Annotated in this window: 24 protein-coding genes; 15 read left to right on the top strand and 9 right to left on the bottom strand. The window is 58.4% G+C overall.

What is annotated here, in order from left to right; all coding sequences use genetic code 11:
- The 6 genes from secA to HY836_RS05495 form a co-directional block, all read right to left on the bottom strand.
- Positions 1–2,046, bottom strand: a 2,046-nt coding sequence (secA, locus tag HY836_RS05520; protein ID WP_290674369.1) for a preprotein translocase subunit SecA, incomplete at its 3' end; no start/stop codon positions are given.
- 189 nt (positions 2,047–2,235) lie between these two features.
- Entirely contained in the window at positions 2,236–3,012 is a 777-nt protein-coding gene (locus HY836_RS05515) for a metal ABC transporter permease (RefSeq protein ID WP_290674367.1), read from the bottom strand.
- 5 nt (positions 3,013–3,017) lie between these two features.
- Positions 3,018–3,938, bottom strand: a complete 921-nt coding sequence (locus HY836_RS05510; protein ID WP_290674365.1) for a zinc ABC transporter substrate-binding protein — start codon at positions 3,936–3,938, stop codon at positions 3,018–3,020.
- Between the two features lie 32 nt (positions 3,939–3,970).
- Positions 3,971–5,455 carry a TonB-dependent receptor gene (locus HY836_RS05505; RefSeq protein ID WP_290674363.1) on the bottom strand — a complete coding sequence of 495 codons (1,485 nt, stop codon included), beginning with the start codon at positions 5,453–5,455 and terminating at the stop codon, positions 3,971–3,973.
- A 119-nt stretch (positions 5,456–5,574) separates the two neighbouring features.
- Complete coding sequence (locus tag HY836_RS05500) at positions 5,575–5,886, bottom strand: hypothetical protein (protein WP_290674361.1); 312 nt, start codon at positions 5,884–5,886, stop codon at positions 5,575–5,577.
- Between the two features lie 6 nt (positions 5,887–5,892).
- Positions 5,893–6,873 (bottom strand): M23 family metallopeptidase, encoded by a 981-nt coding sequence (locus tag HY836_RS05495; RefSeq protein ID WP_290674360.1) that lies wholly within the window; start codon positions 6,871–6,873, stop codon positions 5,893–5,895.
- A gap of 64 nt (positions 6,874–6,937) precedes the next feature.
- On the opposite strand from HY836_RS05495, the gene HY836_RS05490 reads away from it, so the two are divergent.
- Positions 6,938–7,279 carry a DciA family protein gene (locus HY836_RS05490; protein ID WP_290674358.1) on the top strand — a complete coding sequence of 114 codons (342 nt, stop codon included), beginning with the start codon at positions 6,938–6,940 and terminating at the stop codon, positions 7,277–7,279.
- Positions 7,280–7,350: 71 nt separating this feature from the next.
- Here HY836_RS05490 and HY836_RS05485 read toward each other — a convergent pair whose 3' ends face one another.
- The 3 genes from HY836_RS05485 to HY836_RS05475 form a co-directional block, all read right to left on the bottom strand.
- A complete protein-coding gene (locus tag HY836_RS05485; protein ID WP_290674356.1) occupies positions 7,351–8,526 on the bottom strand; it encodes an FAD-dependent oxidoreductase in 1,176 nt (391 codons plus the stop codon).
- Position 8,527: 1 nt separating this feature from the next.
- Positions 8,528–8,692 carry a rubredoxin gene (locus HY836_RS05480; RefSeq protein WP_290674354.1) on the bottom strand — a complete coding sequence of 55 codons (165 nt, stop codon included), beginning with the start codon at positions 8,690–8,692 and terminating at the stop codon, positions 8,528–8,530.
- Between the two features lie 135 nt (positions 8,693–8,827).
- Positions 8,828–9,313 carry a rubrerythrin family protein gene (locus HY836_RS05475; RefSeq protein WP_290674352.1) on the bottom strand — a complete coding sequence of 162 codons (486 nt, stop codon included), beginning with the start codon at positions 9,311–9,313 and terminating at the stop codon, positions 8,828–8,830.
- A 235-nt stretch (positions 9,314–9,548) separates the two neighbouring features.
- Here HY836_RS05475 and HY836_RS05470 point away from each other — a divergent pair, with 235 nt between their 5' ends.
- The 14 genes from HY836_RS05470 (at position 9,549) to HY836_RS05405 (ending at position 26,404) form a co-directional block, all read left to right on the top strand.
- Positions 9,549–11,942 (top strand): SLBB domain-containing protein, encoded by a 2,394-nt coding sequence (locus tag HY836_RS05470; RefSeq protein ID WP_290674350.1) that lies wholly within the window; start codon positions 9,549–9,551, stop codon positions 11,940–11,942.
- Between the two features lie 8 nt (positions 11,943–11,950).
- A complete protein-coding gene (locus tag HY836_RS05465; protein ID WP_290674348.1) occupies positions 11,951–13,090 on the top strand; it encodes a lipopolysaccharide biosynthesis protein in 1,140 nt (379 codons plus the stop codon).
- An 82-nt stretch (positions 13,091–13,172) separates the two neighbouring features.
- Positions 13,173–14,468, top strand: a complete 1,296-nt coding sequence (locus HY836_RS05460) for a lipopolysaccharide biosynthesis protein (RefSeq protein ID WP_290674346.1) — start codon at positions 13,173–13,175, stop codon at positions 14,466–14,468.
- Positions 14,465–15,442: a bifunctional 2-polyprenyl-6-hydroxyphenol methylase/3-demethylubiquinol 3-O-methyltransferase UbiG gene (locus tag HY836_RS05455; RefSeq protein ID WP_290674344.1), complete on the top strand. Its 978-nt coding sequence runs from the start codon at positions 14,465–14,467 to the stop codon at positions 15,440–15,442. The genes HY836_RS05460 and HY836_RS05455 overlap by 4 nt, the downstream gene beginning before the upstream one ends.
- A 1-nt stretch (position 15,443) precedes the next feature.
- Entirely contained in the window at positions 15,444–15,920 is a 477-nt protein-coding gene (locus tag HY836_RS05450) for a DapH/DapD/GlmU-related protein (protein ID WP_290674342.1), read from the top strand.
- 46 nt (positions 15,921–15,966) lie between these two features.
- Positions 15,967–17,835 (top strand): asparagine synthase (glutamine-hydrolyzing), encoded by a 1,869-nt coding sequence (gene asnB / locus HY836_RS05445; protein WP_290674340.1) that lies wholly within the window; start codon positions 15,967–15,969, stop codon positions 17,833–17,835.
- Positions 17,816–18,892, top strand: a complete 1,077-nt coding sequence (locus tag HY836_RS05440; RefSeq protein ID WP_290674338.1) for a glycosyltransferase family 2 protein — start codon at positions 17,816–17,818, stop codon at positions 18,890–18,892. The genes asnB and HY836_RS05440 overlap by 20 nt, the downstream gene beginning before the upstream one ends.
- Positions 18,889–19,971, top strand: a complete 1,083-nt coding sequence (locus HY836_RS05435) for a glycosyltransferase (protein WP_290674336.1) — start codon at positions 18,889–18,891, stop codon at positions 19,969–19,971. Before HY836_RS05440 ends, HY836_RS05435 begins: the two co-directional genes overlap by 4 nt.
- Complete coding sequence (locus HY836_RS05430) at positions 19,968–20,372, top strand: hypothetical protein (protein ID WP_290674334.1); 405 nt, start codon at positions 19,968–19,970, stop codon at positions 20,370–20,372. The genes HY836_RS05435 and HY836_RS05430 overlap by 4 nt, the downstream gene beginning before the upstream one ends.
- 20 nt (positions 20,373–20,392) lie before the next feature.
- Positions 20,393–21,265 carry a methyltransferase domain-containing protein gene (locus HY836_RS05425; protein ID WP_290674332.1) on the top strand — a complete coding sequence of 291 codons (873 nt, stop codon included), beginning with the start codon at positions 20,393–20,395 and terminating at the stop codon, positions 21,263–21,265.
- Positions 21,259–22,398, top strand: coding sequence for a glycosyltransferase family 4 protein (locus HY836_RS05420; protein WP_290674330.1), 1,140 nt, complete (start codon positions 21,259–21,261; stop codon positions 22,396–22,398). The genes HY836_RS05425 and HY836_RS05420 overlap by 7 nt, the downstream gene beginning before the upstream one ends.
- Positions 22,388–23,878: a hypothetical protein gene (locus HY836_RS05415; protein WP_290674328.1), complete on the top strand. Its 1,491-nt coding sequence runs from the start codon at positions 22,388–22,390 to the stop codon at positions 23,876–23,878. Before HY836_RS05420 ends, HY836_RS05415 begins: the two co-directional genes overlap by 11 nt.
- 26 nt (positions 23,879–23,904) lie before the next feature.
- Positions 23,905–25,647, top strand: coding sequence for a carbamoyltransferase C-terminal domain-containing protein (locus tag HY836_RS05410; RefSeq protein WP_290674326.1), 1,743 nt, complete (start codon positions 23,905–23,907; stop codon positions 25,645–25,647).
- A 10-nt stretch (positions 25,648–25,657) separates the two neighbouring features.
- Positions 25,658–26,404: a glycosyltransferase family 2 protein gene (locus tag HY836_RS05405; protein ID WP_290674324.1), complete on the top strand. Its 747-nt coding sequence runs from the start codon at positions 25,658–25,660 to the stop codon at positions 26,402–26,404.
- Positions 26,405–26,483 lie beyond the last annotated feature (79 nt).

Here is a 26,483-nt window from a genome sequence, read left to right as displayed (position 1 = left end):
GTCCACGGTTTCGAGGATCTCGTTGCGCTGCTGGTAGATGACCTTGCGCTGGTCGTTCGACACGTCGTCGTACTCCAGCAGCTGCTTGCGCATGTCGAAGTTGTGGCCTTCCACCTTGCGCTGGGCGCTTTCGATGGAGCGCGTCACGATACCGGCTTCGATGGCTTCGCCTTCGGGCATCTTCAGGCGGTCCATGATGGCGCGCACGCGGTCACCGGCAAAGATGCGCATCAGCGGATCGTCCAGCGACAGGTAGAAGCGCGAGGAACCTGGGTCACCTTGGCGACCGGCACGGCCACGCAACTGGTTGTCGATACGACGCGATTCGTGGCGCTCGGTGGCGATGATGCGCAAGCCGCCAGCGGCCTTGACCTGCTCGTTCAGCTTGGCCTGCTCAGCCTTCAGGGCAGCGATCTTGGCTTCCTTGGCCGCGTGATCCAGGGCCTCGTCGGCTTCGATGAGCTTGATGTCGTTCTCGACGTTGCCACCCAGCACGATGTCGGTACCACGACCGGCCATGTTGGTGGCGATCGTGATCACGCCAGGGCGGCCAGCCTGGGCCACGATCTCGGCTTCGCGGGCGTGCTGCTTGGCGTTGAGCACCTGATGTGGCAGGCCTTCACGGGTCAGCAGTTGCGCGATCAGTTCAGAGTTTTCGATGCTGGTTGTGCCAACCAGGGTTGGCTGACCACGCTCATGGCATTCCTTGATGTCCGCAGCGATAGCTTGATACTTTTCCTTGGCGGTCTTGTAGACCAGATCGAGCTGGTCTTTGCGCGCGAGGATGCGGTTGGGGGGGATGACGATCGTTTCCAGACCGTAGATTTCCTGGAATTCATAGGCCTCGGTGTCGGCGGTGCCGGTCATGCCCGAGAGCTTGCCGTACATGCGGAAATAGTTCTGGAAGGTGATCGAGGCCAGCGTCTGGTTCTCGGCCTGGATGTGCACGCCTTCCTTGGCTTCAACGGCCTGGTGCAGGCCATCGGACCAGCGGCGGCCAGCCATCAGGCGGCCGGTGAATTCATCGACGATGACGACTTCGCCGTTCTGGACCACGTAATGCTGGTCCTTGTTGAACAGGTGGTGCGCACGCAGGGCGGCGTACACGTGGTGCATCAAGGTGATGTTGGCCGCGTCGTACAGGCTGGCGCCTTCGACCAGCAGGCCGGCTTCCAGCAGCAGGCGCTCGGCGTTTTCATGGCCGTCTTCGGTCAGGAAGACCTGGCGGGATTTTTCGTCGGCGGTGAAGTCGCCGGGCTCGATCACACCTTCGCCGGTGCGCGGGTCGGCTTCACCGATTTGCTTCTTGAGCTTGGGCACCACGGCGTTGATGCGCACATACATCTCGGTGTGGTCTTCGGCCTGGCCGGAGATGATCAGCGGTGTACGGGCTTCGTCGATCAGGATCGAGTCCACTTCGTCGACGATGGCGTAGTTCAGGCCACGCTGCACACGGTCTTCGAGCTCGTAGACCATGTTGTCACGCAGGTAGTCGAAGCCGTATTCGTTGTTCGTACCGTAGGTGATGTCGGCGGCGTAGGCAGCCTGCTTTTCTTCGCGGGGCATCTGGGGCAGGTTGATGCCCACGCTCAGACCCAGGAAGTTGTAGAGCTTGCCCATCCACTCGGCGTCACGGCGTGCGAGGTAGTCGTTCACCGTCACCAGGTGTACGCCCTTGCCGCTCAGGGCATTGAGGTAGACGGGCAGGGTGGCGGTCAGCGTCTTGCCTTCGCCGGTGCGCATTTCGGCGATCTTGCCGTTGTGCAGCGACAGGCCGCCCAGCATCTGCACATCGAAGTGGCGCATCTTGAAGACGCGCTTGGAGCCTTCACGCACCAACGCAAACGCCTCGGGCAGGATGGCGTCGAGCGACTCGCCCTTGGCCACGCGTTGCTTGAACTCTTCGGTCTTGGCGCGCAGTTGATCGTCGCTCAAGGGCTCGAAAGTGGGCTCCAGCGCATTGATCTTGGCTACCGTACGCCGGTACTCCTTGAGCAGGCGTTCGTTACGGCTACCAAAAATCGAAGTCAGTATCTTGGGCAACATGGAGCTATCAATCCAATCGATCGGTGTGTTGACCACGTGGTCAGCACGAGGCCGCCAGGGACAATTTCCCCAGTCAACCAAAGCCAAAAAGTGTAGCACCCAGGGGTGACGCTTCTGCGACGCGCTCGCGTCCTTCCTAGGAGGGGCTTTCCCCGCCCTTATTCAAGGGTGCAGGGCGGGGAACTTGTTTCAGGGCGTTTCAGGCCGTTTTCGGATCATGGCACTCAAGGCGATGCAGATCAGCGCCATGGCCAGCACGACCACTGCGCCGGAGGGCATGTCCACCATGGCGGACAAAGCCAGCCCCAGGGCGTAGGCCAGGGCGCCCGCCCCCCAGGCCAGCGTCAATTGCCGTCCAGGGAGCGCGTTTCGCACCGCCAGCGCCGGCATGATCAGGCTGCTGAACACCAGATAGACCCCAACGAGTTGAACGGAGGCCGTCACGGCCAGGGCAAACAGCAGGTAAAAACCGGCCCGCCCCAGGCGCGCGCCCAGGCCGAACCACAGGGCCAGCACCAACGCTGACAGGCCGGCCACCGCCCACAGTTGCCCGGTCGAGACCCACAGAATCTGACCTACCAGCAGATCCTTGAGGTGTTCACCGCCATGCGGGTTGCCCGCCAGCAGCAGAATGCCCACACAGGAAGCCAGCACAAACAGGGTGCCGATCAGGGCCTCCTGGATCTCGGGCCAGCGTTTTTCGGTCCAGGTCAGCAAGGCTGCACCGCTCAGGGCGGCCAGCACCGCTGCACCTTGCACGGCCCAGCCTTGCGGCTCCCAGCCCAGCGCGTCGGCTGCGATCACCCCCAGCCCGGCGATCTGCGCGATCGCCAGGTCGATGAAGACGATGCCCTTGCGCAGCACCTGCAGCCCCAGTGGCACGTGCGTGGCCAGCACCAGCAAACCGGCGATCAGGGCCGGGCCTACGATGGACCAGTCCACCTCATGCACACTCAGGCTGCCCATGGCGCTTATCCCTTGCTGGCTTTGAGCAGTTGCTCGATGGTGTCGTCAAACAGGCCGAACAGATCCTTGGCCTTGTCGCTGCCGCCCACGGTGAAGGGCAGCACGGCCACCGGGATGCGCGCACGCTCCGACAGCCATAACGACCCGCGCCCATCGTTGTAGGCGGCGCGGATGATCACCTTGGCGGGTTGCTTCTGCAATTGGGTGAGCACGGTGGACAGGTAGGCACTGCTGGGCTCCACGCCTGGTTTGGGCTCCAGCGAGGTGACCTGGGTCAGGCCCAGCCAGGCCTCCAGATAAGGAAAGCCCTTGTGCTGTACCACGATGGGCATGCCCTTGAGTGGCGCAGCCGCTTGCGTCCAGCGCGTCATGGCCTGGTTCCAGCGCGTGTTGAAATCTGCCAGGCGCGCCTGGTAGACCGTCGCATGCGCTGCATCGACTTCAGCCAGGCGTTTGGCCAAGGCTTGCGCTACTGCCGCGATGTTGCGCGGATCTGTCTGGATATGCGGGTTGCCGGATGCGTGCACATCACCATCGGCACGGTCCAGTCGGGTGGGCACCTCCAGCTTGCGCACGTAGTCGGCCGCGTTGAACTGGCCGGGCTGGCCGGTTTGCACGGCCGGGTTGCCAGACTGGCGCAAGAGCACGGGCAACCAGCCCGCTTCCAGCTCGGCACCCGTGCACACCATCAGTTCGGCATTGCGCACGGCGGCGATCAGGCTGGGTTTGGCCTGCACTTGATGCGGATCCTGCAGGGCGTTGGTGGCGGTGTAGATGCTGGCCTGGTCGCCGGCCAGTTCCTTGGTCAGGGCAGCCCATTCAGGCTCGCAGGCAAAGACCTTGATGGCTTGCGCGTGTGGGCTGATCAGGCTGAGCGCGAGGCCTGCACCGATGGACAGCCCGCGGATGGCAGAAAACTTCGTCATGTGTGTGCTCCGAATCATGTTCATCGCGTGGCTCAGTAGCTGTGGGCGCCGTGCGCACCCAGGCTCATCTGGTACTGCAGGAACAGTTGCCTGTCGTTGACGCCTTCGCGTGAGCGGTCATTGCTCACCTGCAGGCGCCAGCGGCTGAATTCGCTGGGCGACCAGTCCAGCATCAGGCTGTCACGCTGGGGCTTGTAGTCGGTCAGCACGAGGCTTGGCGTGTTGAGGCCGTAGTCCACCGTGCCGCTGTTGAGCTCGTCATGACGCAAGCCGACGCGCCAGCCCGTGGTGAGCTGGTAGATGCCTTGCAGGTACCAGCCCGATTGCGCCGAGCGGTAATCGCCAGGTGTGGCCGCATTGCCCGTGTCGTACACCACCTCGCCGGATTCGGTGCGGCGGAAGTACTCGCCTTGCAGCTTGAAGTTGGTGACCTTGGCATTGCCGTTCGGCGCCCATTTCCATACGGCATCGGCCACCCACATGCGGCTGTTGCCGGTGAAGGCGTTGCTCACGCTTTGATCAGCCGCATCGACGGCATCCCAGGCGCGGTCCTGAGCCTTGGTGCTCAACCAGCTCAGGCCGGCACGCCAGCTGTGGCTTTTGCCCAAGTCGCCACCGGTGTGGGCAAACAGTGAGACAGAGCCGGCCGAATTCCGGTTGCGGTCATTGCCAGGGAAGCTGTGGCCATTGCCCAGCTCCGCGCCCAGTTCGATGAACTGATCGGTGGGGGCCAGCCATTTGAGCTGCACGCCCTCCTGCTTGTACTGGCCGCCCAGGAAGGCCTGGTAAGCCAGCGGTGCATCCACAAAGTCCCAGGTGTGGGCATGTTGCTCGTTGAGGTAACCCAGGCCCGAGAAGAATCGGCCCACCTTGAGCTTGAGTCCTGCTGGCAGCGCTGTGGTCTGCACAAAGGCTTCTTCGGCCGAGATCGTGTCTTCCGGCGACACCGCCAGGGTCAGTGCGCCATACCACCAGGGGTCGATGTTGGCGCTGAGCGTGAGCTCGGACTCACCCAGGCTGAAGCCGCGTTGACCAGGTCCGATCTCGTCGCCGCCGGGGATGAAGCCGCTGAGCCGCCAGGTACCTGGGTCCTTGGACAGGCTGGCATACGTGCCACTCAGGATCACCGTGACCATGGGATTGAAGCCATTGGCCGTGCTGGCTGGCGATACCGGCTCCGCAGGTGCCGCGTTGGGCGAGCCTGTCTGTGCTTGTTGAACCTGATCCAGGCGGGCTTCCAGCTCCTTGAGTCGGGTCTCGTATTGCCGACGCATGTCGTCAATTTGGCGGCGCAGCTCCGATACGGTCTGTGCGTCCGCGTTGGTCGTGACCGTTGGAGTGGCCGCCGCCGCTTGCGCGTGCGTGGCCAGTGTGGCCAGGATGCTCATGGCACCCAAGGCGGCCGTGCGTGCCATGGAGGATGGCAGGGGCGATGTCAGTTGTGATGAGGATGATGACGCGGCGGCGGCATGGCCGTGCGCGTCCAGGCCTTCGCGGCCAGACGAATGAATACGCATGATGGAAAAGTCTCTTCTGCGGCCAGCCTGAGTGCTCAGGTGGCCAGGATCGTCAGGCACACGCCAGGCAGGGCGGGCGAACGCATGCAGCGTCGCACGGCCCGTCAGGCGTGAACGAATCAGGCAGAAAAGAGGGCAGGCGGTGCGCGTGCGAGGTAGGCGCCGGGCGCGCTTCCAGCACATTGCGGCTGAGCGGTGTCCGCAGTCTGCACATGCTCGAAATGGGCCAGTGCCAGTGCAGCCTTGGAGGGCGCCACACTGGCATCTGCCGCGTGATGGGCCAGGCACTCCACACACAGGGTGTGCGCCTGGTTGCCATCGTCACGCGTGGTGTGTTGCAGGGCGTGGCGCAAGCCGGCCTGCTGCATCAGCAGCATGACCAGGGCCAGCAGCAGGTGCCAGCCCAGACGCTTGATTGTGCGACCCTGCATGAAGGCTTATTTTATTGAGGCGATGTTGCTCTTTGGTGAACCGGGGCCGCCAGCAGGTGGCTGGCTGGCCAGGAACTTGGCCGGGTTCTGCTGCACCCCTTCCACCAGCACCTCGAAGTGCAGGTGCGGGCCGGTTGAGCGCCCCGTGTTGCCGACCTCGGCGATCTTCTGGCCGCGCTTGACCAGATCGCCTTGCTTGGCCAACATGCGCGAGGTGTGGGCATAGCGGGTCACCAGGCCGTTGCCATGATCCAGCTCCACCAGTTGACCGTATTGCGGATGAGGCCCAGCCGACAGCACCACGCCACCGGCGGCCGCCATGATCGACGTGCCCGGATCAGCCGGGAAATCCAGCCCCGTGTGCAGCGCCGGGCGATGCGTGAACGGGTCGGTGCGAAAGCCGAAGCCCGATCCGACCGGGCCGATCACGGGCGCACTGCTGGGCACCATCAAGGCTTCCAGTCGCTTTTCAAACAGATGGGACTCGATCAGGGTGAACACATCAGCATCGCGCTCACTGCTTGCCTGCAAATGGCCCATGTGCTCATTGAGTTCCTGCAGGATGCGAGATGTGGGTTTGTCGTCCAGCATGCTGACCAGGGGGCCGCCAGATGCGCCCTTGGGTTCCGCCTCGATCTTCTTGAGTTCGTCGGGCTTCATGCCTGCCATGCCGGCCACGCGCTCGCTCACGGCCTCCAGCCGCATCAATTTGGCCTGCAGGTCACCCACCTTGGCGGCCATCGCATCCAGGTTCTCACGCATGTAACGATCGCGTTGCGCAAACTCCTGTTGCTCCACGTAACGCACTGCCTGAGAGATCACCGGCCAGTGCTCGTGCGCGGCCTTGAGCACCACCGCGTGGTAGAGCATCAGGCTGAGCATCATCGTCGGCAGGGCCAGCGCCAACAGTGCCAACACCAGGGTCACGGGCGTAAACTGCAGCACGCGGGTTCGCGACAGGGCGCTGGTCGTGATCAAAATCTGCATGCAAGAACCTTCCGCATCGAACCATCTGAATCTTGAGCCTGCCAACCACCTGGCCTGACGTCCTATGAGCGCAAGCCGCTACACCCGAACCGCCACTTACAAGCCCATGACACCTGACGTACCTCAGGTGACCACGGCCATGGGGCGCTCGAACCAGCTTGCCAGCCTCATGCAGAGGCTGCAGATGTCTCAGGCGTGCCTGGAGGCAGTGCGCGTCTTCCTGCCGCCAGCCATGGCCCCTTATGTCAAGGCAGGCCCGGTCGACGACGAAGGATGGACGCTGCTGGCCGCCAACGCGGCCGTGTCAGCCAAGTTGCGCCAGCTTCAGCCGCGCCTGATCGAGGTGCTGGCCAAAAAGGGGCTTAAGGTTAACGCAATCCGCGTGCGTGTTCAAACCGGCCGCTGACACAGTGTCGCGGGCCGGTTGAATCGGTGCATGAGCCCCGAGCGGGCTCATGAGGCAGTTTTGACCGAGGCTCAGGCCAGGATGGCCGGTACCAGGGCTGCCATGGCCTGACGTTGCGTCACGGCCTTGCCTTGCAGGGCAAAGCCCAGCAGTTGCTCAGGGTTATCGGCGGCCGTGAAACGGGCTTCGACCGATTCTTCCGTGCTCGTCACCACCCATTGGCCTGCCGCGTTGGCAGGCGGCGGGCACACCACGGTGGGCCAGGCGGGCGTCTTCACGACCACGGGCATGGCGGGGTAAGCCACAGGTGTGGCCTTGCCCGACAGCGTGGCGGCCAGCGCACGTGCCTGCTGCATCAGTGGCATCACGTAAGGCAGCAGATGGCCTTCCACCTCAGCGCAATCGCCCACGGCGTAGACGTGCGGCACATTGGTGGCCAACTCGCGGTTGACCTTCACGCCTCGCCCCACCTCAGCGCCGGCTTGCGTGGCCAGGTGCGTGCGGGGCTTGAGGCCGATGGCCGACAGCACCAGATCGGTCTCCAGCGTGTTGCCATCGCTGAGCGTCACCTTCAGGCCATTGCCGGCCTTGTCGATGCTGCTGGCGCCCACGCCAAAGCGAAAGCTCGTGCCACCGGCTTGCAGCTTGTCCTGCAGCAACTGGCTGGCTTCGGGCGGCAACAGGCGCGACAGCACGCGATCGGCCAGATCCAGCACGGTGGGCTCGATCCCGCGGTGCAGCAGGTCGTTGGCGAACTCGCAGCCGATCAGGCCGGCGCCCAGAATGGCCACGCGCTTGACGGGCTGGCCGCCAGCGGCCGTGTCCAGCGCCTCGGCGAACTTCGCAAAGTCATCCAGATCATTGACGGACAGCACGGTGTCAGCCGCATCACCAGTCAAGGGCAGGCGGATCGGGTCGGCGCCCAGGGCCAGCACCAGATCGCGGTAAGGCAGCACCTCGCCGCCAGCCAGGGTCAGGGTGCGGGCCTGGGTGTCGATGCCGGTGACCTCGCTGTTGGCGATCACGCGGCCCTTGATGTCTTCCGACATCTTCTCGGCGGTCTTCATCACCAGCGTGGCGGCCGTTTTCTTGCCCGCCAGGGCGTTGGACAACATGGGCTTGGAATAGAAGCCCGCGTGGTCTCGGCTGACGACCACGATGGGCACGTTGGCGTCGGCCTTGCGCAGTTCGCGGGCCACGTTGTAGCCAGCCAGACCCGAGCCGATGATGACGACCGCTTCGCTCATATCAGATCTCGATCATCTCGAAGTCGGACTTGCCGACGCCGCAGTCCGGGCATTCCCAGGTGTCGGGCACGTCTTCCCACTTGGTGCCGGGAGCGATGCCATCTTCAGGTGCGCCCTTGGCTTCGTCATAGATGTAGCCGCAGACAACGCATTGATAAGTTTTCATGTTCGTTTCTTCCAAAAACGGAGGTGGATTCTGATGCAAGTCAAGGCGGCGCCCCGGGCTTGCACGCGTCAAAAAGGGGGATTCGGCGCCACGCTCAACGATGTCGGCGTTTGAAAGTGGCGACTTGAACCCGAATCAGGCCGAAATCTTGTCCAGCACCGCCTGGTAGGCGTTGGCGTGCTTTTCCTCGACCTTGGCCAGCGCGGCAAAGCGCTTGGCAGCTTTTTCGAGCACAGCCTTGAATTGTGCCGCGTGCACTTTGGATTCTTCAATCTGCTCGTCGATCTCTTTCACGGCATCCGTGCGGCCTTCCTCGACTGCGGCGTTTCTGAAGCTCGGGTACATGGTGGTGTATTCGTAGGTTTCGCCTTCGATGGCGAACTGCAGCGCCTTGGCCGGGCTCATGTTGGCCTTGGGGAAGAGCAGATCGAGGTGGCCGAAAGCGTGCAGGATCTCCTGATCGGCGGTGTGCTCGAAGTGCAGGGCGGTTTCTTCGTCACCCATTTCGCGGCAGAGCTTGGCGAAGTATCGGTACTTGATGTGGGCCATGGACTCACCGGCGAACGCGGCTTCCAGGTTCTGGATGGTGACCGAGGCGGGATCGTGGAAGGGGGTGCTCATGGTGGGCTCCTTAAGTATCTGTTGGGTGAATTCGGCTGCGATGTGGTTACTGTAGGCTTGTGCTGAAAATAATGGAAGTCAATCGCTTGTATGTTGTCGATAAGAAATAGCTATGGTGTGATCCGGGGCGGACATTGGGGATTGCCATGGCGCGGTCGCATCAGCGCAACGCCCCGATTCAAGGGGGTTGCGCCCCTACAATGAACCGAGCTTTTCAGATGAAAGAATTGGGGTCATGACACAGCGCCGCCTGCACCCGGTAAGCCGAATACTGGTTTTGTTGTTGTCTTTGTCCGTGGTGGTGCCGCCTTCGTATGGGCAGTTCAGCGGGGGCGGGAGCTCGTCCGGGCGTGTTGGCAGCGGCGCATCGGCGGGTGTTGTTCAGGGCAACGAGTCTGGGGCTACCGCTCTGCCTGTCATTCGGCAAAGCGCCTCATCGGACGACCGTGCGCTTCAAGCGGGGCTCAGTGGTGGGCCTGGTGCCTTGTCGGCGCCGCCCAAGGCCCTTCCCCCCAATGATTTCCAACGTTTCGTGCTTGAAACGTCGGGGCAGGCCTTGCCACTCTTTGGCTCAGGTTTTTTCAGCCAGTCAGCTTCCCCACTGTATGTGCCGCAGGGCAACACACCAGTGTCGCCCGATTACCGCGTCGGGCCTGGCGATGAGTTGCAGGTGCGCGGGTGGGGCTCGGTCGACATCGACGTGCGGGCCGTGGTGGACCGTGATGGCCAGATCCACATTCCACGCATTGGCAAGATCAATTTGAGTGGGATTCGCAGCGGCCAGGCAGAGGATGTGATTCGTGCTGCAGTCGGCAAGTACTACCGTGATTTCCAACTGAGCGTGACCTTGGGGCAATTGCGCGGCATCACTGTGTACGTGGTCGGGCAGGCACGCAAGCCTGGTTCTTACGCGTTGTCCAGCAACTCGACACTCATCTCTGCCTTGTTTGCCAGCGGTGGCCCCAGCCAAACGGGCAGCATGCGACGCGTGCAGGTCAAGCGTGCTGAAAAGCTGGTGACCGAACTTGACCTCTATACCTTCCTGGCCAAGGGCGACAAATCCGCTGACATCAAACTGCAGGATGGCGACACCATCGTGATTCCTGCTGCGCGCGGTTACGTGGCGCTGTCGGGCAAGGTGTCCAACTCGGCCGTCTATGAACTGGCCAATGACGGTGAAACGCTGGGGGCCATGCTGGCTGTGGCTGGTGGATTGCCTGTGGTGGCTGATCCAAAGCGTGCGCAACTGGAGCGCTTGGATCCCAACAAGAAGCCTGCGCGTAGCGTCGAGGTGTTTGCATTGGATGGCTCCGGCTTGGCCAGAAAACTCAAGAGCGGCGACATCCTGACCGTCTCGGAGTTGGTGCCTGAGTTTGGCAATGCTGTGACTTTGCGCGGGACCGTGGCGCAGCCTGTGCGAAATCCATGGCGCCCTGGCATGAAGATACGCGATCTGATTCCTGATCGTGCCTACTTGATGTCCAGGGCCTCAGTGAAACGCCAGAACGACGTTTTGCTGAGCGATCAGGACAAGCGCAATGCGGTTGCATCTGATGCGTTCAATCTATACGACGGCAGGCCGACGGATCAACCGGGGCAGAACGCCAAGCAGGTTGGTGACTCTGTGGATACCTTGGCTGGTCGCATTGGCAATCTGGTTGACGAGATCAACCTGGACTATGCCGTGATCGAACGCGTGGATGTGGCCAATGTGTCCGTGAAGCTGCTGCCTTTCAGCCTCGGCAAGGCACTGGATGATGCAAACAGCCCGGATAACCTGCCCCTGCAAGCGGGTGATGTCGTTACGGTGTTTTCGGTGAACGATGTGCGCGTGCCGCAGGCCAAGCGGCAGGTTTATGTGCGTGTGGAAGGTGAGGTTCAGCGCCCAGGCATCTACCAGATGCGCCCTGGTGATGGCTTGCCTCACTTGATCGACCAAGCTGGTGGCCTGACGGCGGATGCCTATCTGTTTGGTGCCGCCTTCTATCGCGAAGAAGTCAAGCGTGCGCAAGCGGCCAACCTTGATCAACTGGTGCGCCGGTTGGAGTCGCAAGTTGAGACGCGTTTGAGTTCCTCTGCCGCGAGCGTGTCGGGTACAGATGCAGGTGTCGCTCAATTGCGCATTCAGGCGGAAGCCCAGGCCCAACGGCAAGCGCTGGATCGTTTGCGCAATCTGAAGCCTTCCGGGCGGATCATGCTTGGGCTTGTCTCAGACGGTGTACAAGCGAATAAGCTCCCCGCCTTGAGGCTGGAAAACCAGGATCGATTGGTGGTGCCTGCCCGGCCAGACTTTGTGTACGTGCTGGGGTCGGTCAACACCGAGTCATCCTTGATCTGGCGTGATGGGGCAACGGTTCAGGACTATCTGAACCAGTCAGGGCTGACGAGCGGTGCTGATGTTGATCAGTTGTTCGTCTTGCGTGCAGATGGCAGTGTGCTGTCCGATACCGGAGGGTGGTTCAGTTCGCCGAGTAGGGCACGCGTGCTACCTGGTGACGTGATCGTGTTGCCTGAAAAGACGGACCACGAGAGCGCATGGAGTGTGTTCACGCGCAATGCGAAGGACATCACGCAGATCATCTATCAGTTCAGTCTTGGGGCTGCGGCGATCAAGACATTGCGTGAGTGAGGCGGATGATGGATGTGCATGACCAAGATCAATCAAGCGTGGGCGGTGTTGACCTGCTCCAGTTGATCGCGAGAAACAGCAAATCTTTGGTTGGCTGGCCGCTGTTGGTTGGTGCTGTGGCGTTCGGCGCCACGTACTTGGTGCAACCAGTTTTCACGGCGCGATCTGTGTTCTTGCCCCCTCAACAGCCACAAAGCGCCACGGCCGTGGCCATGCAATCTTTGGGCGCGTTGGCCAGTTTGACTGGTGCTTCAGTCGGCGCACGAACCCCAACAGATCAGTACATCGCACTGATGCAGTCAGTGAACGTCGCCAATCGGGTGATTGAAGCCCGCCAGTTGAAGGCTGTATACGGAACGGCAAATGGCGATGACACCCGACGAGCCCTTGCTGCCTATGTCCGCATCGATGCGGGAAAGCGCAGCGGTTTGATGTCGGTTGAGGTTGACGATACTGATCCAGTCAGGGCAGCCAGTGTGGCCAACGAATATGTTGAACAACTTCGACGGTTGACTTCGGAGTTGGCCGTCACAGAGGCCCAGCAACGACGGGCGTTCTTTGAGCAGCAATTGCAGAAGGCCAGGGACCGTTTGGCCAGCGCCCAAGGAGCGTTGCAGGCAAGTGGGATCAACGAAGGTGCATTGAGGGCTGAGCCCAAGGCTGCTGCGGATGCTTACGCATCTGTGAAAGCTCGGGTCATGGAGGCTCAGGTCCGTCTGGATGCCCTATTGCGAATCGCAACCCCGCAGTCTGCCGAAGTCAAGCTGGCGCATGCGAACTTGGATGCGTTGAAATCCCAGTTGGGCCGAATGGAGGTGGCCCCCAAAGGGGAGCCTTCCGGCGACTACCTCAGTACTTACAGAGAATTCAAGTATCAGGAACTTCTGTTTGACATGTTTGCCAAACAGTTTGAAATGGCGAAGCTTGATGAAGCCAGAGAGGGCGCTGTCATTCAAGTCGTCGATGTGGCTCAACCACCGGAGCGTCCGTCAAGGCCACAACGAGTCAGGACAGTCATGATGGCGGCGACAGGGGCCTTGGGCCTTGTGATAGCCCATCTGTTGGTGACGACAGCGTGGCGCAAGCGTAAGGTGATGGAGAACTGCTCCAGGCAAATGACGCCAGCGAATACCATTGGGGGCTCGTGAATCTTGATCGGTTTTTCGTCGTTTGTGATCCTGCTCTTTGGGTTTGTTCAGACGGCCACGGTAGTAGCCGTATGTCCTGATCATGGTTGACTTTCGCAAAGTCAGGGCGACGGCTCGTGAGGGGGCCTGGGTGGTTCTTGGTCAGGCCGCCTCCATTCTGGGTTCCTTGTTTCTGGTTCGCACACTCACGGAGCATCTGGGTACGGCCCAATACGGTGAGTTGTCTCTGGGGTTGACCGTTGTCAGTTTGGTCAATCAAGTGGTCATGGCCGGCATTCTGGCAACGATCACGCGCCACTATGCGATAGCCATGGAGGAGCGGAGCTTTCCACTGTATCGGGCGGCCGCAGGCAGTCTGATGCAGCGAGCGACTCTGGTTGTGGTGGTGGTCGGTGGGCTGGTTCTCGTGGGGTTGGTGGCGTCAAGGCGGTGGCAGTACATCTTGCTGACACTGGGTGCTTTGGTGTACGCGTTGCTGAGCACATACAACGCTGCTTTTAACGGGATACAAAACGCGTCCAGGCGACGTGCTTCCGTGGCATTTCATGGTGCGCTTGATGCTTGGCTGAAGATCGCCCTGGTCGTCTTGGCGGTGCGGGTTCTCGGTGGTAGCAGCCAGGTCGTTGTGAGCGCCTACGCTGCGGCGAGTTTGGTTGTGCTCGCGTCGCAGTTCAGGCAGTTTCGCCAAACTCACCCGCTCCAGGACGAGCAGCCGACCAGAGATGGCTTTGCATATTGGCGTAAGCGCATGCGGGACTTCTCCATGCCCTTTGCCATTTGGGGCGGATTCACATGGGCCCAACAGGTTACTGACAAGTGGTCCTTGTTGGCGTTTGGTACGGTTGATGAGGTTGGCCGATATGCCGTCTTGTATCAGTTGGGATACTCGCCTGTCGTCGTCATTGGCGGTGTGCTGATGTTGTTCCTCTCACCCATATTCTTTCAGCGCTCTGGCAATGCGTCAGATGCTTCTCGCAACCGGTCTGTTCATCATCTGGGCTGGAGGGTTGCTTTGGCAAGCTTGATGTTCACGGTGCTGGCGTCAGGCGCCGCGTGGGCATTCCATGAATTGATCTTTCGCACTTTTGTTGCTGCCTCATTCTCTGAGGTCTCCGGATACTTGCCATTGGTTGTCGCGGCGGGTGGGCTCTTTACCAGTGGGCAGTTCTTCGCGTTGAAGCTCTATTCGGAGCTGCAGTCCAAGCGCATGGTTCTGGCCAACACGGTTTCCGCATCAGCCGGGGTAGCCATGAACGTCATTGGCGCGTGGCTGTTTGGCTTGAACGGCGTGGTTGGTGCATTGATCGGTTACGCGTTGATCTATTTTTTATGGATGGCGTGGTTGGCCACCCACCGTCATGAAGGTGTTTCTCTATGACGCTGATGACGGTCCAGGGTGATCCCTCCTCTGAAGGTGTGAAATCGGTGGACATCGATGTGTCGGACTACGATGCTGTGGTGTGCTACTTGAGTGACACGCACCAAGTGGATCTTGAACGCGTGGCCCATCAACGCATGGTTGAGGCCGGCTTCGGGCTCTCCGAGATGGCGTACTTCGCGGTACAGGAGTATTACGGCAGGAGGCTCAAGTCGACCGCTGATGCGGCCGTTCGTGAGCTTCTATACCGAGAAGCCTATGGCAAGTTCACGCGCCTTCAAGTGCAGAAGGGGAGTGTGGATCAAGGTGTGACACCGTCAGTGGTGGCTTTGGCGCGCCCCTTGATGGAAGAACGGGATGTCCTTGAGATAGGCAGCGGCAATGGTGGATTCGCGCATCAGGTGATGGATATCGTGAGCTCTTATTCATTCATTGAGCCATCAGTTGATGCGGCTGAGTACTTGATCAATCGGATCAAACCGCTTGGGGCACCCAAGCATGTCATTGTGGGCACGGTCGCGCTGTTGGGTGCGGTGCAGGATGAATTTGACGTTATCTATTGCAACGACGTTTACGAGCATCTCCACCCGGATGATGCCGCGGCGATGGTTGAGGCTTGCGCAAGAAAGCTTCGACGTTCAGGCCGATTGATCCTGATTGCTTCAAACAAACATTTTGGGCCATTTGACGGCACCGAGCGATATTTAGGCAAAGGTGTGCCCGCTGCTGGTCTGCATATCAATGAAACCTCCTATCGAGAGCTGGCAATGCAACTGAAGGCCAATGGCTTTTCCAAGGTGTGTTCACCACCCATGCCTATGTCCTTGTACGCCAGGCTGCCCCAAGTCATTCGACGGCGAATGGCCTGGCCATGGTTGGTCGATGCTCGATTGAAGGTGTTGTTTGAGAGTCGTTGGCGGTTCATGGCCCCTTACATGGCCACGACTTCTGTGGTCGTGGTAGCGGAGCGTTGACATGCTTGTGTATCGCATACTGGATAAACTGGACCGTCTTCTTCAGCCGCTGCGTGTCTGCTGGTGGTTTCGATTCAGTCCTGCCTGGAAGCACGTTGTCTCGAATGGGCGCTTCCATGTTGTTCATCCCCAGCGAATTCACTGCGCTGGACGAATGCATATCAATCCCTCCTGCTATCTGAATGCCACGGGACGCATCCTGTTCGGAAAAGACGTGGTGTTGTCTTATGGGGTGAAGATTCTGTCTACTGGGCTTGACTTGGCGTTCCCTTGCCGTACGACGGCACCTCACATCGACAAAGAGGTCGTCATCGAAGACAACGTCTGGATCGGGGTAGGCGCGATCGTGTTGCCTGGGGTGCGTATTGGCCGCAACGCAGTGGTGTCAGCTGGCGCCGTGGTGATTGGCGATGTTCCGCGTAATGCTGTTGTGGCAGGTAATCCCGCCAGGGTGATTCAGTTCACTTCCGTTCAGTAAAGCCACGAATGTGCTTGTGCCGGTCTGACGATACAAAGGGTGAGGCATGTGTGGAATAAATGGACGAATTGATCCGGCAGGTTATCCGGTCCAGCAATTCCTGGCGGAACGTGACCGCATCGCTCATAGAGGTCCCGATGATGCCGGCGTCTGGTGCAACGAAGATGCAACCGTCCTCTTGGGGCACCGCCGATTGTCGATTCTGGACTTGTCTCCCCTTGGGCACCAACCCATGCGCAGTCCGTGCAATCGATTTGTCATCGTCTTCAATGGTGAGGTCTACAACTACGTTGAACTTCGGGATGAGTTGTCGGGTCTTGGCTACCAGTTTCAAAGTGAAAGTGACACCGAGGTGGTTCTTGCTGCCTATCGCCACTGGGGTCAGTCATGCCTGTCTCGGTTCAACGGCATGTTTGCCCTGGCCATCTGGGACAGCGGGAACGCGTCGGAGAATGCGTCATTGTTTCTTGCGAGAGACAGAGCTGGCAAGAAGCCACTCTTCATTGCGCATCGCGCACGCACGCTCGCCTTTGCCTCTGAGTTGAAAGCTGTTTCTAGAGATCTGCTCGGTGAGGTCGATCTTGATGCGTTAAACCACTATCTCGCGCTGGGATACATACCGTCTCCGTTGACCATCGCTTCGGGCGTGCGCAAGCTTCCCCCTGGGTATGCGGCGAGGTTTTTCCCTGAAGAGGGTGAGCTGACGACTTGGCGTTGGTGGGATCTGCCTCCTTCTCAACCTCAGACCGATGACCCGCAAGAACTGGTCGACTGTGCGCAGCGATTGTTGATGGACGCCGTCCGTATGCGACTACGCAGCGACGTGCCTGTAGGCATCTTGCTTTCAGGAGGATTGGATTCCAGCTTGATTACGGCATGCGCTGCGCAGAGTGCTTCCGGTGCGATCAAAACCTTTACTCTGGGCTTGCCTGGGTCCAACTTGGACGAGACTGGGTACGCCGACATCGTTGCCAGACACTTTGGTACCGATCATCATCTGCTTGAAGTGCAGCAGCCGTCCATAGACATCATGGATGAAATCGCTCCGCTGATTGACGAGCCGTTGGCAGACTCGTCGCTGATCCCTGCCTTTCTCATATCGAGGCTGACTACGTCCCATGTCAAGGTCGCCTTGGGTGGCGATGGAGGTGATGAGCTGTTCGCAGGGTACGGCGACTACACGACGGCCACATTGGATGCCGCACGACTTAAATATGTCCCAGAATGGGCGCTCAGGGGTATTTCGACGTTGGTGGGCAAGCTGCCTCCGGGGATCAAAGGGCGCAACCGTCTGTATGCGCTAAGGGGCGGAGCCTATCAGTCATTGATCTGGGGAAGCCCGTTTTTCGATGCAGCCTCCAGGTACTACGTAATGTCCCGTGAGGTGCAAGCAGAACTCGATGAGCGGTACCTGGCGCCGGAGCTTTCACGCCTGGCGTTTTTCAACGGTGGGATCGACCCAGTCGATTCCATGACCCGCACTCACTTTCACGGGATTCTGGCGGACGATTTCTTGATGAAGGTGGACCAAGCAAGTATGGCTGCCGGGCTCGAAATGCGCTGTCCATTCCTGGATGTGAATTTGATCGAGTTTGCGTTTGGAAAGATTCCAAGCAGTTGGAAGGTCTGGGGAGGAGAAGGACGCAGGTTGCAGCGCCTCCTAGGGAGCCGCTTGTTGCCGCCTGCGTTGGACACTTCGCGCAAACAAGGTTTTTCCATCCCCTTGGACGACTGGTTGCGCCGTTCAGATTGTGCCTGGTTTCACAATGTGGTTGACACCCTTCGGCCGTACGTCAGTGCACACATCGTTGATGACCTGGTGAACGGGCTTCAAGTCGGAAGGGCCAATGGAGCGCGTCTGTTCAACTTGATGGTGTTGTCCGTGGCCATCAAGAATGTATTCGGGCACCGCTGATCACCGGAGTAGGAAATTGAAAATATCAGTGTGCATCCCGGCTTACAACCGAGCGTCAGTGTTGAGCCAGTTGCTTGATTCGATACTGTCGCAGTCACATGGCAACTTTGACGTGGTGATCGCCGAGGATGGGTCTCCAGAGCGACCGTTGATCGCTGATGTTGCGCGAGAGTACGAGCGACGCTACCCCGGACGAATTCATTATTACGAGAACCCAGTCAACCTGGGTTATGACGGCAATCTCCGGCGTTTGGTTGAGTTGGCAGATGGCGACTACGTGCTCTTTATGGGGAACGATGACTTGATGGCGCCAAATGCGCTGCAGACTATCTCGGATGTATTGGCTAGGCATTCAAACGTCGGTGTGGTGCTGCGTGCGTATGCGGCTTTTGAAGGGGATCCTTCCAACATCGTTCAGGAGTTCAAGTACTTTGATCGTGAGCTGTTCTTTCCCGCTGGGGCCCAAACCATTGGCACGGTCTATCGCCGATCCGTGGTGATTCCCGGTATGGTCCTGCATCGGAAGGCAGCGCTGGCGCATGCGACATGTCGATTTGATGGCACTTTGCTCTACCAACTGTATTTGGTGGCGGAGCTATTGGTGACCATGAATGCGGTTTACCTGCCTCAGGTGATCGCGTTGTACCGCAATGGCGGCACGCCGGACTTCGGTAACAGTGAGGCGGAGAAGGGCAAGTTCCAGCCTAAGGCGCAAACGCCGGAGTCGTCCCTGCATTTCATTCGGGGTATGTTGGAGATCGCCAGCTTCGTTGCTACTGAGCGGCAGGTGCCGATCTACGAGCCTATTCTCAAGGACATGGCCAATTACGCCTATCCTTTGCTTTCCATTCAGGCGCGACTTTCCAAGTGGCAGTTCATGCGGTATGCCAAAAGCTTGTCGACGATGGGGCTTGGGCGCTATCCGCTTTTTTGGATCTACTTCCTTGCGATCTTGGTGCTGGGGGCCCACAACATGGACGTGATCATTGGCACCATAAAAAAGCGATTGGGCCGCACGCCAGCGATCGGTGGCGTTTATCGCGGGGAGCCCCAATGAAGGTTCTGGTGGTCGGTGACTGGCATTCCGAACTCCATGAAGAGGCGGTTCATACAGCGTTGCTGGGCCTGGGGCACGAGTCGATCCGTTTTGGCTGGCACCAGTACTTCAAGGCTGGCCAACGGTTTCCATTCCTCAGTGAGGTTGCCGGTAAGGCGCAGAACAAATACATGCTGGGCCCGTTGGTCTCGAGGTTGAACGCCGACCTCCGCCGACTGGCTTTGTCCACCAGGCCGGACGCCTTGTTCGTTTACCGGGGCACTCATGTTCTCCCGTCCACCCTTAAGACCTTGAAAGACAATCTGCCTGGCATGGTTCTTGTGGGGTACAACAACGACGATCCATTCTCTCCGCAGTATCCGATGTGGAAGTGGCGTCACTTTTTGCGGGGTGTTCCCCTTTATGACCTTGTTTTGGCCTACCGGCAACACAATTTGAATGACTTTGAGCGTTGTGGGGCGCGGGAAGTGCGCCTGCTGCGTTCTTGGTTTATTCCGTCGCGCAACAGACCAGTTGTCCTGAATGCCCGGCAGAGACGAGACTTTGAATGCGACGTCGTGTTTGCTGGACACTTTGAGGATGACGGTCGCCTGGCGCTCCTGGAGGAAATCGCGAGGCAGGGCTGGCGGCTTCGAATTTTCGGACCAGGCCATGAGTGGGACGAACTTCTTAAGAATTCGCCGGTCCTCAATTCGCAAGGTCCTGTTCGTCAGGTCTGGGGAGATGAGTACAACGCGGCCTTGTGTGGTGCCAAAGTTGCACTGTGTTTTTTCTCTCGATTGAATCGAGACACCTATACACGTCGGTGCTTCGAAATTCCGGCTTCAGGTACGGTGCTGGCTTCTGAATATTCAGATGATTTGGCTCACATGTTCGAAGATGGTCGAGAGGCGATTCTTTTTCGCAACGCGGATGACATGGTGAGCAAGATCAAAGGGCTTCTCAATGATGATGAGCAAAGGCAAGCCATTGCGACCGCTGGACGAATGCGAGTCTGGCGAGACGGGCATGACGTAGGCTCCAGAATGCAGAACGTTGTGAACTGGATTCAGGAGATTTCATCCGGGAGAGTCGAATGATTGTCATCAAGTCTACGAATGAGGCGATGAACCGCTCGCTAGCTGTGATCAAGGCGGGACGCCAGGTTTCCTTGCCGGCCAGAGGCGAGGTCATTGAGGTCAATCTAGGTTGCGGCTTTGCCGTCACAAAGGGTTGGATCAACGTCGATGGCAGCTTGAATGCCCTGGTGGCGGGTTTGCCCTCGATCGTTCATCGGCTTGCCTATCGCTTGACAGGCGCAAAGCACTATCAATCTGCCAGGCACAAGTACATGTATGACTTTCCGATGCTGAAAGCATTGCTTGAGCAGGTAGGCTTCAAGGATGTGGTTCGCTGTCAGCTCCAAGGCGGGCAGGTACCCGATATAAAGATCTTGGACAACCGACCCAAAGAGTCATTGTTTGTAGAGGCTTCCAAATGAGGCGAGAAACATCATTCCTGATGGACGTACTGGATGGTCTCGGCCTGCGCAGGTGGGCGTGGTCAGCCAGGCGACTCCATTGCCCGGTGGGAAAGGATGAGCTCGTTCTCGATGTCGGTTCGGGCGGAAATCCGTACCCACGTGCCAATGTGCTGCTGGATGCTTATGAGGATACGCCGGAGCGGTTCCACTTGCCTCTCATCAAAGACAGGCCGATGGTTCTGGGTGCAGCAGAGCGAATGCCCTTCAAAGACAAGTCTTTTGACTTTGTGATCGCATCCCACGTTTTGGAGCACACCAGTGACCCAGATCGCTTCATTCAAGAGTTGATGCGGGTGGGTAAGGCTGGATACATTGAAACACCGGACGGGTTCTTCGAGCGCATCAATCCGTTTCGCTTTCATCGACTTGAGGTGTACCACAAGCAGGGGCGCTTGCATATATTCAAGAAGCCCTCTTGGCGTCACGACACGTACCTAGTAGATGGCTACGAAAACCAAATCAAGTGCGCTGCGTTTCTGCGATTCACATCGGACGAACCCAGACCTTTTTATGTGAGGTACTACTGGGACGACAAGATCGATTACGTGATCGACAACCCCGATGATTCATGCGACTGGCCTTTGCCTGCAAGCGAATATGCGACGGCGAAGTTGGGCGTGCGCTATCACCTGGTGAGCCTGCTGCGGCGCGCGTTCTCGCAACGGCGACGCAACGCCAAGTTGGATGTGCGTTCGCTACTTGCTTGCCCTGCGTGTGGGAGCATCGAGCTGTCGTTTCAGCCCGCATACGTGTCCTGCCGAACCTGTGGACATCACTATCCCGTCCAAGATGGGGTGCCCGTGATGTATCCCCCGCAGAGCAGTGCGCAGGCAAAGGCTTCTGCGTGTTGACTATCTATCATTTTCTGCTGGACCACCGTATCGGTGGCCCACATGTCTATGTGGATATGTTGAGGGAGGCGCTCGCTGGTCAGTCGAGCGCGGTGGTGCTGACGTCTGGCAAGGGGCCCTTGACCGAGTTGGCACTATTCAACCTCCGTCATTGGTGGGCGCCGCTCTACCTTTTTGAAGTGGTTGCGAATGTTGTTTTGATCATCTCGCTTGTTTGGCGAAAAAAGATTCGCACAGAAGACGCGATTTTTCATGTGCATGGGGGGGGCAATGTGGCGCCCTTGATTGCTGCTCGCTTGCTCGGTGTGCCCGTTCTTTGGCAACTGCATGAGACAACCACGGCATTTCGCAAACTCGTTCTGATTGGCATGCGCTTGTTGCGTGGTACCAAACATCAAGTGGCGACCGTGGCCTCCAAAGCAATTTCGGTTTACGGCATTCGGAATGCAGTCCTGCTTCCCGGGGCTGTCGATCTTGACTTCTGGCGCAGAGCTCAGATTTCTCAGGCGCAACTCAATGCCGCGGCGTGGCACGTATCGCCATCGGCTTTGAATGATGGTCGGATCTTGAGAGTATTGACGGTGGGGAACCTGAATCCATTGAAAGGACAGGACCTGCTGTTGAAAGCCATGCAGGCCTATGGTGCTCCGTTCCATTTGAAGATCGTTGGTGCCGAACTCGCTACGCACTCAGGTTATGCCAATCAGCTTCGTCAACTGGCTCTCGAAGCAGAGCGCGCAGGGGCCGATAGGAGAGTGGAGTTCATGGGGTGGCGCGACAAGGAGGAGGTCAGGGCATTGATGGCAAGCTCTGACATCTTTGTGATGCCTTCGCGCAGTGAGGCCTGTCCGCTTGTGTTGCTTGAGGCGTTGGCGATGGGCTGTGCCTGTATTGCCAGTGATGTGGGAGATGTTCAAGCCATGATGGCTGTAGCCGACCAGGCGCGGGTTGTAGAGGCGGAGTCCATAGATGCGCTGCGTGAGGCTTTGATAGAGTTGTCTACTGCCACCAGCGCGCTTGCCTCAACCTCCGCGCGGGAAGGGGAGCAGGTTCCCCCGCAGTGGCAGCTGACGCGGCTGGCGGCGGAGAGTGCCCGTATTTATCGCGAGCTTGCCCAAGACCATGGACATTAACCGCGACTTACCGTTGTTGTTTGGCACGCCCGGACGAGCTGCATCGGCCCGTGCGTTGATGTGGTCGTTCTTTGTCGCCGGCGCTTCGACGCTGTGTTTCAGCCTGACCTCGTTCTGGCCGTCGCTCCCCTATTTCTGGTTGATGACGGTTCTGATCGGTCTGCACGGAATCGTAGCTGTCACCAGTTCCGGTGCCAACTTGCTGTATGTCTTTCGGTACTTTCTGATCTGGATTTTGGTCTGGGGCGCAGCCCTAGTGTGGGCGCTATTCCCAAACGAGGTCTATGTGGCGCCTTTTGGCCTGGAGTATCAAAGCCTGGCCAATACGCAAATCCTCGTCTTGGCTGGGGCACTGGCTTTGTGTGGTGTGTCGATCGGTTGGACCTTGGCCACGTCAGGGATGGCCAGTGAAAGGCCGTTGTTCTATTTAGAATCGGACAGTCGCCGTCGCTTGCAGAGGATCGGTGGGCTCATGGTGATCATTTTCAGTGCCCTTTATGTGTGGAAGTCAGGCGGATTTGTCGGAGAGGGCAAGGCGTACGCGGATGGTCAAGAAGGCTTTGATCTTGAGTTCGGCGTTTTCAACGTCTTTCACTACATTGGCGTTGCCTGTCTTGTATTGGCGGCCATTCAGCCTCGTGGATTTCTAAGTTGGCCTATCGTGTTGGCCGCCGGTTCTCTGGTCATGGGCATCCTGGTGGGGAGCCGAGCAGACTACTTGCCGCAGTTGTTTATTCTCCTGCTCTTGCTGGTCAATGCGCGGATATCCATGGCGATTCGCATACTGGACTTGCCTCGATTGCTTTATTGGTCACTCGGCATTCTGGTTGCCTTGGGTGTTGGATACTTGGTGGCGTCTTACCTTGCGATCTGGCGCACAGGGCTGGATCCTATTGAAGCCTGGCGGTTCATGCAGGACAACGATCGAGGCTCCATCATCAGTGATGTCTATGGCCACAAGATGCTGTACTTCGAGACGGGCAATATGATGTTGGGCGGCTTCTACAGTGCCATCGTTCAGGTAGAGCAAGGGATCACTGGGTTCCTTAATGGGAACAGCTACTTCAACTACCTTCTGATCTCTCCGCCGTCATTCTTGGGGTTGCCTCGTCCTGAAGGTCTCGAGTTGAAAACCGACTTGTTCGGTACGGTCATGTCGCAAGGCGGCATATTTGAAGTTGCCGAGGCCTACTGGAATTTTGGGTTCGCCGGAGCGTTTGGCGTGCCCTGTTTCATTTCGTTTTTTCTGGGGCGCGTACTGGTGAGAGGGCTCGTGTTTCGCAGCTACTTTTACCTGGTCATGTTCATGGTGTTGGGTTTCATGGGCTTCCGTGCAATCTGGTATCAAAACTTCAGTTACTTCAGAATCCTGACCATCATGTTGCTGCTTTATGGCGGCGCCTCCATATTCGCTGTGTGGTTCGTTGCACACCGTGAACGCTTGCCCTCAGGCGGGACTGCACAACCATATCAAGACTGAACTGACGTTTTGCTCAAGAGAACACAATGACCATCATCTTAGGCATCAATGCGTATCACGGTGATTCTTCTGCTTGCATTCTGAAAGGCGGGGTGCTGATTGCTGCGGCAGAGGAAGAGCGCTTTCGCCGACTCAAGCATTGGGCCGGCTTTCCATCCGAAGCCATTCGCTATTGCCTTGAGGAGGCAGGTGTTGGTCTGGAGGAAGTCGATCATCTTGCAATCAACCAGGACGCCAAAGCCAACTTGTGGAAGAAGGTCAGTTTTACCCTTGGCAAGCGACCTGAGTTGGAAATGATCTTGAGTCGATTCAAGAACAAGCAAGAACGTAGTAGTGTCGAAGAGGAGTTGGAGAAGGCTCTGGGTGGCCGCTTCAGAGGCCGCGTACATCACATTGAGCATCATCTCGCGCATTTGTCTTCTGCATTCGATGTGTCCCCCTTCAATGAGGCTGTCGTTGTGTCAATCGATGGGTTCGGCGACTTTGCCAGTGCTGCATGGGGCATTGGACACGGAGCTCAATTGACTGTAGAAGAGAAGATCTACTTTCCTGACTCTTTGGGCATCTTCTATCAAGCGCTGACCCAATGGTTGGGGTTTCCGAACTACGGCGACGAGTACAAGGTGATGGGCTTGGCGCCATATGGATCACCTGTATTCATGAAAGAGATGCGTGAGATTGTGTCGGTTCATGACGACGGGCGGTTCTCGCTCAACCTGAAGTACTTTCGGCATCACAAGGAAAAGATCGAATATGCGTGGGGTGGTGGAGACCCCTCCGTCGGGCGCTTGTTTACAGCAGAACTGGAGTCTTTGCTGGGCCCTGCACGAGCCGCCAACGAGGAGTTGACGCAACGACACAAGGACATTGCGAGATCCGTTCAGGCGATGTATGAAGAAGCGTTTTTCAGTCTGTTGAATGTCCTCCATCGCCGGCATCGCATGGACCATCTTTGTTTGGCTGGCGGGTGCGCCATGAATTCCGTGGCCAATGGCAAGGTGTATAAGAACACGCCATTCAAGCAGCTCTACGTGCAATCTGCGGCTGGCGATGCAGGTGGGGCCATCGGTGCGGCCTTTGTGGTATGGCATGAAATGGGCGGGGCGCGCTCCTTCACCATGGATCATGCTTATTGGGGCCCGTCAGCCTCGGATAGGGAAGTTGTCGAGTTGCTTGACAGGTGCCAGGTTGCCTTGAAAGACCAGGGCTGTCGGGTTAACAGGGCCTCGGACGAGCAGGATCTATGTGAGCAGGTTGCACAGGCGATCGCGGCAGGCAAAGTTATTGGTTGGTTTCAGGGGCGAATGGAATGGGGTCCCAGGGCATTGGGAAACCGCTCCATCCTTGGCGATCCTCGACGCGCGGACATGAAGGATGTACTGAATCTGAAAATCAAACGTCGGGAATCTTTTCGGCCCTTCGCGCCGTCGGTTCTGTCGCACGCCGTGCCTGAGTGGTTTGACGAAACCGATGATGTGCCATTCATGATGCAGGTCTATCCGATCAAAGAGGGAAAGCAAGCGTTGGTGCCAGCCGTGACGCATGTTGATGGGTCTGGTCGCTTGCAGACCGTGCATGAAAGAGGCAACCCGCGCTATTTCAAACTGATCAGCCGCTTCTCGGAGTTGACAGGGGTGCCAATGGTTCTGAACACCTCGTTCAACGAAAACGAGCCTGTTGTTTGTCGCCCCGAAGAGGCACTCAACTGTTTCATGCGAACCAAAATGGACATGCTGGCGTTGGGTGACTGGATCATCGAACGCATCTGAATATTGGCGTATGAAGTTCTCCATCATCACTGCGGTCTATAACCGAGCGGCTTTGATCGGGGGGGCGCTCGACAGCGTGCGGACGCAGCAGGGTGCCAGGGTGCAGCAGGTGATCATTGATGGTGGTTCCACCGATGGGACCCTGGATGTCATCCGTACAAGGATGACGGAAGATGTGGTTTTGGTTAGCGAGCCGGATGAAGGTATCTACGATGCGCTGAACAAGGGGCTTCGATTGGCTGACGGCGATGTGGTCGGGTTCATGCATTCCGACGATTTTTTTGCCGACGAACATGTTCTTTCGGATGTGCTGCATGCGTTCGAAACTCGAGGCGTGGATGCTGTGTATGGCGATTTGGAATACGTAGCACGTGAGAACAGCAGTCAGGTCATCCGGCGGTGGCGCGCAGGGCCGTATAGCAGGACGGCATTGGCGCGAGGGTGGATGCCACCACATCCCACATTGTTTGTCCGCAGGGCCGTGATTACCCGATGGGGCGGCTTCGATCCAGCTTTCCGTATTTCAGGTGACTATGATGCAGTCCTGCGCTACTTTGCTCGAGGAGAGATTCGCGTGGCCTATCTTCCTCGGGTCCTAGTAAAAATGAGAATGGGCGGTGAGAGCAATAAATCCATACGGCGCATACTCACCAAAAGTCAGGAAGACTACGTGGCGTTGCGGCGCAACCAAGTGGGGGGCATGGGTGCCCTGATCTGGAAGAACTTGAGCAAGGTTGGGCAATTCTGGGTGTGGTGATGGGCATGCATGGCCTCGTGTGTATGGCTGAGGTCGCCTGATACCAGCGCGCGCCTGAATCGAATCTGAGCGAACGAAA

Source organism: Aquabacterium sp. (assembly GCF_016234775.1).
Taxonomy (GTDB): domain Bacteria; phylum Pseudomonadota; class Gammaproteobacteria; order Burkholderiales; family Burkholderiaceae_C; genus Aquabacterium.
Note: the sequence above shows the minus strand (reverse complement) of the source record. Positions and strands in the feature narration are given on the sequence as shown.

Coding starts and splice junctions, on each gene's coding strand:
- HY836_RS05515 (WP_290674367.1), bottom strand. CDS start 3,012: ATGGGCAGCCTGAGTGTGCATGAGGTGGACTGGTCCATCGTAGGCCCG.
- HY836_RS05510 (WP_290674365.1), bottom strand. CDS start 3,938: ATGACGAAGTTTTCTGCCATCCGCGGGCTGTCCATCGGTGCAGGCCTC.
- HY836_RS05505 (WP_290674363.1), bottom strand. CDS start 5,455: ATGCGTATTCATTCGTCTGGCCGCGAAGGCCTGGACGCGCACGGCCAT.
- HY836_RS05500 (WP_290674361.1), bottom strand. CDS start 5,886: ATGCAGGGTCGCACAATCAAGCGTCTGGGCTGGCACCTGCTGCTGGCC.
- HY836_RS05495 (WP_290674360.1), bottom strand. CDS start 6,873: ATGCAGATTTTGATCACGACCAGCGCCCTGTCGCGAACCCGCGTGCTG.
- HY836_RS05490 (WP_290674358.1), top strand. CDS start 6,938: ATGAGCGCAAGCCGCTACACCCGAACCGCCACTTACAAGCCCATGACA.
- HY836_RS05485 (WP_290674356.1), bottom strand. CDS start 8,526: ATGAGCGAAGCGGTCGTCATCATCGGCTCGGGTCTGGCTGGCTACAAC.
- HY836_RS05480 (WP_290674354.1), bottom strand. CDS start 8,692: ATGAAAACTTATCAATGCGTTGTCTGCGGCTACATCTATGACGAAGCC.
- HY836_RS05475 (WP_290674352.1), bottom strand. CDS start 9,313: ATGAGCACCCCCTTCCACGATCCCGCCTCGGTCACCATCCAGAACCTG.
- HY836_RS05470 (WP_290674350.1), top strand. CDS start 9,549: ATGACACAGCGCCGCCTGCACCCGGTAAGCCGAATACTGGTTTTGTTG.
- HY836_RS05465 (WP_290674348.1), top strand. CDS start 11,951: ATGGATGTGCATGACCAAGATCAATCAAGCGTGGGCGGTGTTGACCTG.
- HY836_RS05460 (WP_290674346.1), top strand. CDS start 13,173: ATGGTTGACTTTCGCAAAGTCAGGGCGACGGCTCGTGAGGGGGCCTGG.
- HY836_RS05455 (WP_290674344.1), top strand. CDS start 14,465: ATGACGCTGATGACGGTCCAGGGTGATCCCTCCTCTGAAGGTGTGAAA.
- HY836_RS05450 (WP_290674342.1), top strand. CDS start 15,444: ATGCTTGTGTATCGCATACTGGATAAACTGGACCGTCTTCTTCAGCCG.
- asnB (WP_290674340.1), top strand. CDS start 15,967: ATGTGTGGAATAAATGGACGAATTGATCCGGCAGGTTATCCGGTCCAG.
- HY836_RS05440 (WP_290674338.1), top strand. CDS start 17,816: ATGTATTCGGGCACCGCTGATCACCGGAGTAGGAAATTGAAAATATCA.
- HY836_RS05435 (WP_290674336.1), top strand. CDS start 18,889: ATGAAGGTTCTGGTGGTCGGTGACTGGCATTCCGAACTCCATGAAGAG.
- HY836_RS05430 (WP_290674334.1), top strand. CDS start 19,968: ATGATTGTCATCAAGTCTACGAATGAGGCGATGAACCGCTCGCTAGCT.
- HY836_RS05425 (WP_290674332.1), top strand. CDS start 20,393: ATGGACGTACTGGATGGTCTCGGCCTGCGCAGGTGGGCGTGGTCAGCC.
- HY836_RS05415 (WP_290674328.1), top strand. CDS start 22,388: ATGGACATTAACCGCGACTTACCGTTGTTGTTTGGCACGCCCGGACGA.
- HY836_RS05410 (WP_290674326.1), top strand. CDS start 23,905: ATGACCATCATCTTAGGCATCAATGCGTATCACGGTGATTCTTCTGCT.
- HY836_RS05405 (WP_290674324.1), top strand. CDS start 25,658: ATGAAGTTCTCCATCATCACTGCGGTCTATAACCGAGCGGCTTTGATC.